This window comes from Bradyrhizobium sp. 33ap4, from assembly GCF_032654765.1.
Taxonomy (GTDB): domain Bacteria; phylum Pseudomonadota; class Alphaproteobacteria; order Rhizobiales; family Xanthobacteraceae; genus Bradyrhizobium; species Bradyrhizobium australafricanum.
The window spans coordinates 1-11,956 of the sequence record NZ_JAUMTJ010000004.1 but is presented as its reverse complement, the minus strand read 5'-3'; the positions used below and the strand labels follow the sequence as shown (position 1 = coordinate 11,956).

The 11,956-nt window shown below is 64.6% G+C and carries 12 protein-coding genes; 9 read left to right on the top strand and 3 right to left on the bottom strand.

All coding sequences use genetic code 11. The annotated features are described in order from the left end of the window. The first annotated feature begins 194 nt into the window (after window positions 1-194). From Q2M23_RS04095 to galE, 5 genes are all read left to right on the top strand, one after another. Window positions 195-1,430 (top strand): glycosyltransferase family 4 protein, encoded by a 1,236-nt coding sequence (locus Q2M23_RS04095; RefSeq protein ID WP_316394417.1) that lies wholly within the window; start codon window positions 195-197, stop codon window positions 1,428-1,430. 15 nt (window positions 1,431-1,445) lie between these two features. Then, complete coding sequence (locus tag Q2M23_RS04090) at window positions 1,446-2,108, top strand: ParA family protein (RefSeq protein ID WP_028345280.1); 663 nt, start codon at window positions 1,446-1,448, stop codon at window positions 2,106-2,108. A 219-nt stretch (window positions 2,109-2,327) separates the two neighbouring features. Next, the gene (locus Q2M23_RS04085) at window positions 2,328-2,957 is read left to right on the top strand and encodes a transglutaminase-like cysteine peptidase (RefSeq protein ID WP_076833281.1); all 630 of its coding nucleotides are present in this window, start codon (window positions 2,328-2,330) and stop codon (window positions 2,955-2,957) included. Window positions 2,958-3,115: 158 nt separating this feature from the next. Then, complete coding sequence (locus Q2M23_RS04080) at window positions 3,116-3,373, top strand: hypothetical protein (RefSeq protein ID WP_316394409.1); 258 nt, start codon at window positions 3,116-3,118, stop codon at window positions 3,371-3,373. Between the two features lie 139 nt (window positions 3,374-3,512). Beyond that, a complete protein-coding gene (galE, locus tag Q2M23_RS04075) occupies window positions 3,513-4,508 on the top strand; it encodes a UDP-glucose 4-epimerase GalE (RefSeq protein ID WP_316394406.1) in 996 nt (331 codons plus the stop codon). A 73-nt stretch (window positions 4,509-4,581) separates the two neighbouring features. Here the strand turns inward: galE and Q2M23_RS04070 are convergent, their stop codons facing one another. Beyond that, window positions 4,582-5,568: a UbiA family prenyltransferase gene (locus tag Q2M23_RS04070; protein WP_316394404.1), complete on the bottom strand. Its 987-nt coding sequence runs from the start codon at window positions 5,566-5,568 to the stop codon at window positions 4,582-4,584. 36 nt (window positions 5,569-5,604) lie between these two features. After that, window positions 5,605-7,149, bottom strand: coding sequence for a hypothetical protein (locus tag Q2M23_RS04065; RefSeq protein ID WP_316394402.1), 1,545 nt, complete (start codon window positions 7,147-7,149; stop codon window positions 5,605-5,607). Between the two features lie 159 nt (window positions 7,150-7,308). Between Q2M23_RS04065 and Q2M23_RS04060 the strand changes: the two genes are divergently transcribed. After that, window positions 7,309-8,469, top strand: coding sequence for a hypothetical protein (locus Q2M23_RS04060; RefSeq protein WP_316394399.1), 1,161 nt, complete (start codon window positions 7,309-7,311; stop codon window positions 8,467-8,469). After that, window positions 8,466-8,699 carry a hypothetical protein gene (locus Q2M23_RS04055; RefSeq protein ID WP_316394398.1) on the top strand — a complete coding sequence of 78 codons (234 nt, stop codon included), beginning with the start codon at window positions 8,466-8,468 and terminating at the stop codon, window positions 8,697-8,699. Before Q2M23_RS04060 ends, Q2M23_RS04055 begins: the two co-directional genes overlap by 4 nt. An 18-nt stretch (window positions 8,700-8,717) precedes the next feature. Here the strand turns inward: Q2M23_RS04055 and Q2M23_RS04050 are convergent, their stop codons facing one another. Beyond that, window positions 8,718-9,317 (bottom strand): hypothetical protein, encoded by a 600-nt coding sequence (locus Q2M23_RS04050; RefSeq protein WP_316394396.1) that lies wholly within the window; start codon window positions 9,315-9,317, stop codon window positions 8,718-8,720. 171 nt (window positions 9,318-9,488) lie between these two features. On the opposite strand from Q2M23_RS04050, the gene Q2M23_RS04045 reads away from it, so the two are divergent. Then, window positions 9,489-10,151, top strand: a complete 663-nt coding sequence (locus Q2M23_RS04045) for a response regulator transcription factor (RefSeq protein ID WP_016841655.1) — start codon at window positions 9,489-9,491, stop codon at window positions 10,149-10,151. Between the two features lie 292 nt (window positions 10,152-10,443). Continuing rightward, the gene (locus Q2M23_RS04040; protein WP_168859207.1) at window positions 10,444-11,820 is read left to right on the top strand and encodes a sensor histidine kinase; all 1,377 of its coding nucleotides are present in this window, start codon (window positions 10,444-10,446) and stop codon (window positions 11,818-11,820) included. The last annotated feature ends 136 nt before the right edge of the window (window positions 11,821-11,956 follow it).

Genomic DNA, 11,956 nt, shown 5'->3' with positions numbered 1-11,956 from the left:
TGTCGCCTGCGAGCCTAACGGAATGGATTGGTAAGTCTCCTGCAGTGTGCCCCAAAAATCTGTGTGATAGAAGGGGGCTTAATGTTAATCCGGTAAGATAGTTTTACTCGCCAATCGATGACATACCGCCGGTGATGATGCAGACCCTGACCCCAATCGAAGACCGCGCGGCCGGGGGGCGCGCTCGCCCGCCAATGAACGTCCTGTTCGTCCACAATAACTTTCCGGCCCAGTACCGCCACATTGCGCGCGCGCTCGCAGAGCAGCCCGGCAACAGGGTCGTTGCCGTCGGTTCATCGACCGCGAGCACGACGCCGGATATCCGGCTGCTCAAATATTCGACGACCAAGACGGATTCCGCGGTCGTCCATCCGTTTGCCCGGCGCTTCGATGTCGAATCGCGGCGTGCCGAAGAGGTTCTGTACGCGCTGTCGTCGCTGTCGGGGCAAGGCTTCGTGCCCGACCTGATCTTCGCGCATCCCGGTTGGGGCGAGACGCTGCCGCTGCGCACGATGTTTCCGCGCGCGCGGATCATCCTCTATTGCGAATTCTACTACGGTGCCGAGGGCAGGGACGTCGGCTTCGATCCCGAGTTTCCCATGACGGGCCTTGATGGCAACGTCGCACTCCATCTGAAGAATGCGACCACGCTGCTGGCGCTCACGGAATGCGATACGGGCGTCTCGCCGACGCCATGGCAGAGGTCGACCTTTCCCGCCGAGTTTCAGAGCAAGATCGAGGTGATCCACGAGGGCGTCGACACCGACGAGGTGAAGCCCAATCCCGTCGCGCGGTTTCAGCTTCCGAACGGCGCGACGCTGTCGGCGGACGACGAAGTGATCACCTACGTCTCGCGCAACCTCGAGCCGGTGCGCGGATTCCATATCTTCATGCGGTCCCTGCCGAGGATCCTCGCCGCGCGGCCGAATGCGCAGGTTGTGATCGTCGGCGGCAGCGGGACATCCTACGGGGCGAACCCACCCAAGGGTTCGAGCTGGAAGTCGATGTTCCTCGACGAGATCAAGCCGGACATCGACCTGCGCCGGGTGCATTTCCTCGGCCGGATTCCTCGGGAACCGTATCTCGAGCTGCTGCAGATTTCCTCGGTGCACGTCTATCTGACCTATCCCTTCGTGCTGTCCTGGTCGCTGCTGGAGGCCATGAGCGCGGGATGTGCGGTGGTGGCGTCCGACACCGCCCCGCTTCGCGATATCATCTCGGACGGCAACGGCCTGCTGGTGCCGTTTTTTGATATTGATGCGCTGTCGGATCAGATAGTCTCGGTGCTGTCACGGCCCAAGGCCTTCAAGAAGATGCGGATGAAGGCGCGCAGCTTCGTGCGGGACAATTACGACGCAAGGCGGGTCTGTCTGCCCCGGATGCTGACGCTCGTTGATGAAGGTGTCCTCCCGCGCACGTACGGGGGATAACGCCAGGAGTTTGCGATGCCGCTTGTCATCTCGGTTGCCCAGCGCAAGGGCGGAGTCGGAAAGACGACCCTTGCGGTCTTGCTCGCCGCAGAACTGGATCGGCGCACGGGCGTGGTCGGACTGGTCGACGCCGACTCGCAGGCGTCCGCGTGTCACTGGGCCGAGCCCGGCAATCTGTCGTTCCCCGTCTACCAGCTTGATCCGGAAACCCGGCCGGTCGCCGAATGGGCCAAGCTGATGCGCCAGATTCCGCATCAGATCATCGTGGTGGACTCCGCGCCGAACGATCGGGTGCTGGGCGCGGTGCTCGCGGTCGCCAATATCGTGCTGATGCCGTGCACGCCGTCCGGCCTTGACATCGAGGCCACCGCGCGGACGCTCGACATCGTGCGGGAAGTGCGCGCCACGCGGCGAACGGCGCTCCGTGCCATGATCGTGCCGAATCGCGTCGACCAGCGCACGCTCGAAGGCCAGCAGCTGATCGAGGAGCTCGATACGCTCGACGAGGAGATCGGGCCGATGATCGGCAGCCGCTCGGCCTATGTGCGCGCCGTCGCCTTGGGGCAATCGGTCGCCGATTTCGCCGGCGGGACGCCCGCGGATCTCGAGATCAAGATGCTCGCCGATCTCGTGATGAGCTGGTGCGGGATCGCGCCCAGGCAGCGGGTGGCGATTTAACAGAGCGCGCCGGCGGCTTCACGACAGGCCAACCATGCCGGCATGGGAACGAAAGAGTTCGGGCCGCAACCGGCCCTTGACCTGACGGCGGCGCCCCGCAGGCTTGGTTAACGTATTGCTCGCGCACACCCTCGCATTTGAAACAAATGCCGCCGCGCGCTTGAGCCCAAGCTCAAGACATTTCCCGTACATGCTTCCCGTCACTGTGGGGAGTGATGAATGTACAACGTCAAGAGAGTGATGGCCCTGGTTCTGGCCGTCCTTGCGCTCGGGACAAGCGCACAGAACACCCAGGCTGGAATGGTCGGCTTCCCGCTGCCGCTGCGCGGCGTGATCGAGAAGATCCGCTTCAGCGAGCCGACGCTGGCCCCGATGGCCTACACCATGTTCTGTATGCGCTATGCCGACGAGTGCAAGCCGAAAGCCCGCGCCCGGATGGTGTTCCGCGGCGGCGCCACACGCCTGACCAAGCAACGCATCGCCGACCTGATCGAGGTCAACGCATCGGTCAATCGCAGCATCGTGCCACAGCGCAACGAACGCGGCCTTGCCGGCGAGGAATGGTTGATCAATCCGGCGCGCGGCGATTGCAACGACTACGCGGTCAGCAAGCGCCACGAGCTGCTGGCGCGCGGCTGGCCGATGCGCGACCTTCTGCTGAGCGAGGTTGTGACCTCCTCCGGCGAGCATCATCTCGTGCTGGTGGTCCGCGCCAAGGGTGGAGACATGGTGCTCGACAATTTGAATGCGCAGATCCGCAGCTGGTCGCAGGCGCGTTATCGTTGGGTCAGGATGCAGACCCCGGCGAACCCCGACCACTGGGCTGGCGTCGCGCAGGCCGGCGCCTGAATTCCTGAACGAGCCCCATCGATCGAAAATGGCGCGGCGAGACATTTCGCCGCGCCATTTTTCGTAGCAGCGACGATCGCCAGCGCGCCGCGGCGACATTGCCGGAACGATTGGAGGCATCGACGGTTGACCCCGGTTCAACCCATCGAGGCATCGACATGAAGCTAGCCGGCCTTGTCACAACAGCGACGCTGGTCGTCGCCCTAGCCACACCGGTGCTTGCACAGGGCACCGGGCAGACCACGCAGGGCACAACACGCTATTCGATCGATGGACCGGGCGGTGGTGTTCCGACATCGCGGCCGCAGGCGACCCAGCCGGTCCCGCCGGCAACACCGGCTTACCCCTATGGCAGAGCGTCGCGGCACGGGCCGCCGGTCGGTCAACGGACCAACGTGCCGCTGGGGTCGCGCTGACCGTCGCTTCGGCTGCAAATCCGTTCAGTCTTAACGCTATTCCCATCGTCATTTTGCCGCCTCGGACGGAATGTCGTACCGATGCGATCACTGCGCCGGTTGAGGCGCGGGATTGGTTCGCGCAGGGACAACACTTTCAATGGCGAGCAGGGGTTCAATCCTGATCACGGGTGGCGCGGGATATATCGGATCCCATTGCGCCAAGGCGGTTGCCGAGGCCGGATTTCTGCCGGTGGTCTACGACAATTTGTCCACCGGTCACCGCGATTTCGTGCGATGGGGACCGCTCGTGATCGGCGACGTCGCCGACCATGACAAGATCGCCGCCACCATCCGCGACCACAACGCGCTCGCCGTGATGCATTTCGCCGCGTTCAGTGCGGTCGGCGAGTCCGTGGCGGATCCGCAGAAATACTTCACCAATAACGTTGCCGGCACGCTCGGCCTGCTGCGCGGCATGCGTGAGGCGGGTTGCGACCGCCTGGTGTTTTCCAGCACCGGCGCGGTCTACGGCAACGCCGGACGCGATCCAATTCCCGAGAGTGCCGCAGGTCCGACCGTCAATCCCTACGGCCGCTCCAAATTCATGATCGAGCAGATCCTGGCCGACTACCGCGCGGCCTATCGGTTCAACTCGGTCTGTCTGCGCTATTTCAATGCCTGCGGCGCCGACGCCTCCGTCACCATCGGCGAACTCCGCGATCCCGAGACGCATTTGATTCCGCGCGCGCTGATGGCGCTGCTGGGGCACGTGCCGGACTTTGCCATCTTCGGCGAAGACTATGACACGCCCGACGGCACCGCGGTGCGCGACTACATCCATGTCGATGATCTCGCGAGCGCCCATATCGCGGCGCTCGAGCTGCTGCTGAAGGGCGACGCCGGCGGCGTGTTCAATCTCGGCACCGGCACCGGCTATTCGGTGCGCCAGGTGCTCGACGCGATCCGCGCCGAGACCGGTGAAGCGGTGCCGAGCGTGGTGCGCGAGCGCCGGGCCGGCGATCCGCCGATCCTGGTGGCCGATCCCTCCAGGTCGGAGCGCGGCCTCGGCTTCAAGGCCAGCCGGTCCGATCTCGGCTACATCATTCGCTCGGCCTGGGCCTGGCATCAGAAGGCGCATCCGCGCCGGCGGTAGAGCATGATCCGGAAAAGTGCGAAGCGGTTTTCCGACAAGATCATGCTCAAATAACGATCAAGCCGCGAGAGGCTCAGTTCAATGTGATGTAGTGCTGTTCGGCCAGCCGCGCGAGGAACGGCATGTCGACAAGGCTTGCCACCAGGAAGACGGCGACCAGCGCCAGCACGAGCAGCATCAGGCCACGCTCGCCACAGAGCTTCTCGGGTTTCTGCGCCGACGACCCCGGCGACGTCGACATCGAGAAGTAGGTGGTGAACAGCATCACCACCAGCGGCATCGCAAGGACATACTCGATGCGGTACTTCACCAGGAACACCGAGAGGAAGAACACCGAGAACAGCGAATAGCTGAGGCACGAGGCCGTCAGCGACACCTCGGTATAGTGCGCGAAGCTCGCGCGGTAGCGCGCCAGAAGCTCCTTGCCATGGGACGCGGCAATCTCGCGATATTCGGACAGCCGCTTGGCCGCCATCAGGAACGCGCCGCCAAACCAGTAGCACAGGATCACCGAGCCCGGCGGCAGCGAGGTCGGATCGATCATCGCCCAGCCGATCAACAGCCGCAGCGGATTGTTGACGGATTCCGAGATGACGTCGAAATAGGCCTTGTCCTTGCTCCGGAGCGGCGGGACATTGTAGACGATGCCCTGCACGGCGAAGATGCCGGTTGCGAACAGCATCAGGCGGCTGCTGGTAGATGCGCAGACGAGGCCGAGCGCGACCAGCAGCAGCCACTCTAGCCCGATGATCTTGCCGTCCATCGCGCTCTGCACCGCGGAGCGCTGCGATTTGGTCGGGTGATGCCGGTCGAAGTCGCGGTCGAACCATTCATTGATCACATAATTGGCCGACGCGATGCAGATCGCGGCCACAAGGCCGAGGACGATAGCGCTTGCGATATGCTCGCCTCTCGGGCCGCGCAACAGCCAGGCAAGGACAATCCCGGGAACGATGAAGATGTGCTTGGTGCTGTGATCGAGCCGCAGGATGGAAAGATACTGCCCGATGCTTGCGGCCGGCGGCTTGCCGGCTTCGACCTTGCTGTCCATCAGCGCCATCGCGCGGTCCTTTTTCTGTCGTCGTTGATCGATCGCCTAGTTGAGGAGGTAGACGTCGAAACTCTCGTCGGTCTTGGCGGGGCCGAAGCGGCGCAGCATCGTGGTCGCTTCGCGGAAATCGCGGATCTGCGCCGCTGAGGCACGGAACGTCCGCCAGTCCTTGCCTTCGTCGTAGTTCCGGTCGGGCGTGATCTCGTCGAGCCGGTAGGCCAGCAGGATGATGACGGGCGCACGGGTCGTGTCGCGAAGCTCGCGGCCAAGGCGCAGGGTCTCGCCGAGATCGCTGTCCATCTTGCCCTTGCGCGAGAAGATCACGACGCTGCCGAATTTGTGGTCGCGCGCGAGATAGATCCGGTTCTTGACGTAGTAGGGCAGCGCCTCGACCAGCCATTCCGGCTCGGCGAGGATCACTGCATCGGTGAGATCAGCGCGCGAGGCGATCAGGCGGCCGAGATCGGCGCTGCGGCTCGCGACCACGCCGGTCACCGCGTTGCGCAAATCGTTGATGCCAGCGGCGGTCTGGATCGCGAGCACCAGCAGGAGCGACACGCGTCCGATCGCCGGCAATCGCCGGTCGAGCCATGCGCGAGAGCCGGATGGCGCGGTGACCCGGCTCCAGCCGATCCAGTAAAGCGCGATCAGGAAGCTCAGCCAGACCGCGGCATGTCGGTAGGCACCGTTGGCGGCGACGGCGAAGAACAACGACGTCAGCAACAGGGCGGCGATGGCGGCGAGGAAGGCCGGTCGCCGCGGCAAGAGCCCGAGCGTCGCGCCGAACAGCAGCACCGATCCCGCGACCCCCGGCAGCAGATTGGCAAACAGCGCGCCCAGCGACGTCGCGCCGGGGTTCACGAGGGACAGGATTGCCGCCGCGAGTGGTGACTCGTGCGACCAGTCCCGGGCCGCGGCGTCATTATAGGTCGGCAACATCGTCGCCGCGCAGATCACGACGCCAATCGTCGCGATCGTTGCATTGATCGCGAAGTTGGTGAGTTGCGGCGACCAGCGCCAGTCACGGCTCCCTCGGGTCTCGAGCAGGTCGAGCAGCCAGAACAGCAGGAATGCGCCGGCCATGATCGCGCCGACGACGTTGGTGTTGGCGAGCAGGAACAGCAGTGCGCCGAGCAGCAGACCACGGTCGCGGTGGGCCCGATAGCAGGCCGCGATCGCGAACAGGAACAGGGCCGAGATGCCGTAATTCCTGGCCATCACGACATACTCAAACAACAGCGCATGGCTCGTGATCAGCAGCAGGACCAACAGTCGTGGGAATGGTGACCGGAAGATCAGCAGTGCGACCGTGATGAGCCCGACCACGAAGGCGACGGCGGGCAGCACCTCGACCCGATCGAAGACGGCATGCGCGCCGCGCAGCAGAAGGTACCAGAGGGCAGGGTGGCCCTCGCCATGCAACTCTCTCAGCATGGCGACCGGATCGTCGCCGTTCAGGGCAATGGTGAGCGCCCGGACCTCGTCGCGCCACATCACGTGACGGCCGATCTGGAAGCCGACCAGCGCGACCCATCCCGCGAGGAGCAGGACGTCCGGCCAGGATCGACGGTCCCGCTTGGGCGCGAACAACCACTGGTCCAGGATGGGCAGAGAACGGGTCAATGAATCCTGATGCTGCTCGGATCGGGGCGGTCAAACCGGGGCGTCATCTGCCGGCCTGGTGGTTTGTGTTAACGGTAAAATCCACATAGAATGTTGTAACATTATGGGCAAACCAGACTAACATTTATGACGCCGACGCCGGCCCAGAGAACTGTCAGGGACATCGGTCCTGCGCACCCCGAGGTGGAGTTCGCGCTGGTGCTGGCACGAACCATCGATTCCGTGAGCGCCGACCCGCAGCAGCTGCGCAGCGCGGTCTACGAGCTCGCGCGGCAGAAGCTGCAGCAGCTCGCGCACGAGGATCCGGCGGAAAAGCAGCGTCTGATGCAGGCGCTGGAAGTGGCGATCGAAGGCGTCGAAGCGCTCACCAAGAGCAATGTGATCGAGAAATTCGAGGTGCCGCCGGCGCGGGCGCTGCCCGCATTCCTCGAGGCGGCGGGCGCTGCGCGGCGGATCGAGGCACCGCCCCGGATCGATGCCGAGCCGGCCTTTGTCACGACCCTCGATCGCGTCGAGCCTGCCGCGGTGACGCGTGGTCCGCGATGGTCGTCGTCGGCGCCGCTGCGTTACGTTGTCATGCTGGCGTTCTTCGGGCTGATCGCGGCCGTTGTCCTGCTGCAGCAACGCGGCGTGTCATTGGCTGCGGCCCGCGCGATGATTGCCGGCACGCTGGCATCGGCGCCGCCCGAAGCCCAAAGGCCGGCGGTGGTCGCGGCCGTCCCGGCGCCGGCCGCTGCGGCCGCCGCGCCGCCGCCGCCGAAACGGCCATTGCCGACCGTCTATGGCGTCTATGCCGAGAGCGGCCGCAAGCTCTACGAACTGCAGCTGATCCAGGGGCGTGCGCCGGATCCGCGGGTGGCGATCTCGGCGGCGATCACCAGGCCGAGCGAGACCACGCTGCCTGACGGACATCTCCGCTTCATCGTGTTCCGGCGCGAGGGTGCCGGCGGCGCCTCCGATCCGATCGATGTACGTCTGATCGCGCATGTGAGCCAGCAGACCACGTTCGACGCGACCGGCAAGCCGGTGGTCTCGCCGGGCGACGACAGCTGGGTGATCCGCAACATCTCGATCCCGTTCCGCGCGGCGCCGCTCAAGGACGATCCGCAGATGTTCGAGATCCTGCCGCGCGACGACGCGCCGCTGCCGCCGGGACGCTACGCGCTGATCCTGAAGGCGCAGGTCTACGATTTCACGGTCGAGGGCGCGGTCACCGACAAGCGGCATTGCCTGCAGCGGCTGGCGGCCGCAAATGGCGTGTTCTACTCGGAATGCGAGAAACCGTGAGCGGGGTGTCCATCCGGTTCAGTGTCGTGCTGGCGCTCCTGCTGGCATCGCGTGCCGCCGTCGCCGCATCCGCCGCCGAGACCGCAAAGCGCTGCCTGCGCGCGGCCTACATGTTCTACCCCTACAAGCGACCGGGGGCCGTGCCGATGAATGGCGATCGGCTGCATTTCTTTCAGCAATGCATGGCGCAAGACGACACGAAGTCGGCGGAAGCGCCGAAGCGCGATTGAGCGCAATGCGCCGGCCGCTCAGTTCGCGGACTGCTCCACGCCCGACCTCAGCCGGCCGAGCTGGTTACGCAGCACGAGCAGCATGAAGCGACCGACGCCGATGCCGACCAGACCCCCCGCCACCTTGACGATCGCATCGATCAGGCGGCCGTGACGATCCGGTGTCAGGAATTGCATTGCTTCGAGCGTGAACGCGCTGAAGATGACAAGGAGCACGATCAGCGCGGTGCGCCGCGGGTAGCCCAGCACGAAGGCCAGCGCCATCACGGCGAACGCCGCGAAATGCTCGATCTGCGGATGGAATAGCGAGGGACGGTCCTGGATCGGGGACAGTGTCACGAAGGCGATGAGCGCAAGCGCAAGCCAGCCTGCAATCACGCCGAACCTCCGTATCTTTGAAACAAGCAACGCGTTCTTCCCGGTCCATATGCGCTGGGCGCGCCGCCGTTGAATTAGCGCATCGCCGGTGTCAGCGACATGAAAATGGTCGTCGAAGGTTAACTTGCCGGTCGGCTGCAAATGACCCGACATGTTGTCCGCGCTCCGGTCCGCCGGAAGGTTGCCAGCAACAATTGCTTTCAAGTTTATGGTATTAAAATACCCTAAACTGAAACCCAATCTCACTTCGCGCGCATCTCATGGAGGGAACCAGGGGTGCTTGCGCGGGTTCCCCGGATGGTGCACCTGACGAAAAATTAGCGGCGCCTTGCGGGTCCATTCATAAGCCGTTCACGGCGGGAAGCCTCATTTGGTGCCGGAATGTCGTAATGCTCACTCTCGGAGGCCAAAGTGCGTCTGCTCGTCGTTGAGGATGATCCGGATCTAAACCGCCAGCTCACCACCGCGCTGACGGACGCCGGCTATGTGGTCGATCGCGCGTTCGACGGCGAGGAGGGGCATTTCCTTGGTGATAGCGAGCCGTACGACGCGGTGGTGCTGGATATCGGCCTGCCGAAAATGGACGGTATCTCGGTGCTCGAGGCTTGGCGGCGGAACAAGCGGGTGATGCCGGTGCTGATCCTCACCGCACGAGATCGCTGGAGCGACAAGGTTCAGGGCTTCGACGCCGGCGCCGACGACTATGTCGCCAAGCCCTTCCACCTCGAGGAGGTGCTGGCGCGGATCCGCGCGCTGCTGCGCCGCGCGACCGGGCATGCCCAGGTCGAACTGAACTGCGGGCCGGTGGCGCTGAACACCCGGACCAAGCGGGTCACCGTCAACGGCAATCCGATCAAGCTGACCTCGCACGAGTACAATCTGCTCGACTATCTGATGCACCACACCGGGCGGGTGGTCTCGCGCACCGAACTGGTCGAGCATCTCTACGACCAGGACTTCGACCGCGACTCCAACACGATCGAGGTGTTCGTCGGGCGCATTCGCAAGAAGCTGGAAGTCGATATCATCCAGACCGTGCGCGGCCTCGGCTACATGCTTTCGCCGCCGACCTAGAGCATGATCCGGAAAAGTGCGCAGCGGTTTTCCCTGCGACAAACGCGAAGCGTTTGCGCGGGGATCATGCTCTTGAAGCATTTTCGAGCGAAGTGGATGCCGGTTCGTTCGCGTGAAGAAAGCGCGGACCAAACAATGGGATAAGAGCATGTCCTATTCAATCGGATCATGCTCTTAAGGTGCTTGATCGCGATGCGGGCATTGGCATGATCCGCGCCAGGAGGACTGGATTCGCCATGTCTGAACTCGCCTTGTCGCGGCCCGCTGACGCGATGTTCGAGCTCGTGCCCTGATGGGCGGCAGCTCGCTCGCGACACGCCTGTTCGTCTCGGCGACCGCCTGGGTGGTGGTGATCCTGGCGATCACGGGCGTCATCCTGTCGTCGGTCTATCGCGACGCGACCGAGCGCGCCTTCGACCGCCGGCTCAATCTCTATCTGCGCACCCTGATCGCCGAGGTGGCGACGCCGGACGAGCCGGCGGACCGCCAGTTCCAGTCGCTGGGCGAGCCGCTGTTCGACCTGCCATTGTCGGGCTGGTACTGGCAGATCACCCGGACCGATACCGAAAAGGGCGAGACCCGCGCCTCGCGCTCGCTGTGGGACAAGAAATTGCCCAAGCTCGAGGAGCACGGCGCCGAGCTGACCGCTGCCGGGGTCCGGCTCGGCTATGTCGACGGGCCCGAAGGCCAGAGCCTGCGCGTGGTGGAGCGGCCGGTCGATCTCGGCGCCGACGGCAAGTTCCTGGTCAGCGTCGCCGGCGATGCTACCGAGATCTTCGATGAGACGCGCAGCTTCGACTATTATCTCGGCGGCACCTTCGCCGCGCTCGGCATCGTGCTGCTGCTGACCACGATCTTCCAGGTGCGCTACGGTCTCGCGCCGCTCAAGCGAATCTCGGATGCGATCGCCGACATCCGCTCCGGCCGCGCCGAGCGGCTGGAGGGCCGGTTTCCGGTCGAGATCGCACCGCTGGCGCGCGAGACCAATGCGCTGATCGATGCCAACCGGGAGATCGTTGAGCGCTCGCGCACCCATGTCGGCAATCTCGCCCATGCGATCAAGACGCCGCTTTCGGTGATCGTGAACGAGGCGGCCGCCCATACCGCCGATCCTTTCGCCAGCAAGGTGCTGGAGCAGGCCGATCTGATGCGGGATCAGGTCGCGCACCATCTGGAGCGCGCGCGGATCGCGGCCCGTGCCACCATCGTCAGCACCATCACCGACGTCGCACCTGTGATCGAGGCGCTGCGCCGGACCATGGAGAAGATCCATCGCGATCGCGACCTTTCGATCGAGGCGAAGGCCGATCCGGCGGCACGGTTTCGCGGCGAGCGGCAGGACCTCGAGGAGATGGTCGGCAATCTCGTCGACAACGCCTGCAAATGGGCGGCTTCGCAGGTGTTCGTCGAGGTGACCGTGGTTCCGCCCGAGGCCTCGGGCGCCGGGCCGAGGCTGCGCATTGTGGTCGACGACGACGGGCGCGGCCTGTCGGAAGCCGAGCGTGCCCAGGTGTCGCGGCGCGGCCAGCGGCTCGACGAGTCGAAACCCGGCTCCGGGCTCGGCCTGTCGATCGTGACCGATCTCGCCGGCCTCTATGGCGGCAATCTCACCCTGAACAACGCGCCGATCGGCGGCCTGCGCGCCGAGCTCACGCTGCCGGCGGTGTAGTGCAAGATGACTTTACTCTGAATCGAGCGGCAGATTCCGCTTCACCTCGCCCCGCGCGCGCAGGGGTGTCCGGGGAATGATTCACTGTGTCGCGGTGCATGCTCGGCAGGACCGAGGCAAATCGGTCTTTTCTGGT

Coding starts and splice junctions, on each gene's coding strand:
- Q2M23_RS04095 (WP_316394417.1), top strand. CDS start 195: ATGAACGTCCTGTTCGTCCACAATAACTTTCCGGCCCAGTACCGCCAC.
- Q2M23_RS04090 (WP_028345280.1), top strand. CDS start 1,446: ATGCCGCTTGTCATCTCGGTTGCCCAGCGCAAGGGCGGAGTCGGAAAG.
- Q2M23_RS04085 (WP_076833281.1), top strand. CDS start 2,328: ATGTACAACGTCAAGAGAGTGATGGCCCTGGTTCTGGCCGTCCTTGCG.
- Q2M23_RS04080 (WP_316394409.1), top strand. CDS start 3,116: ATGAAGCTAGCCGGCCTTGTCACAACAGCGACGCTGGTCGTCGCCCTA.
- galE (WP_316394406.1), top strand. CDS start 3,513: ATGGCGAGCAGGGGTTCAATCCTGATCACGGGTGGCGCGGGATATATC.
- Q2M23_RS04070 (WP_316394404.1), bottom strand. CDS start 5,568: ATGGCGCTGATGGACAGCAAGGTCGAAGCCGGCAAGCCGCCGGCCGCA.
- Q2M23_RS04060 (WP_316394399.1), top strand. CDS start 7,309: ATGACGCCGACGCCGGCCCAGAGAACTGTCAGGGACATCGGTCCTGCG.
- Q2M23_RS04040 (WP_168859207.1), top strand. CDS start 10,444: ATGGGCGGCAGCTCGCTCGCGACACGCCTGTTCGTCTCGGCGACCGCC.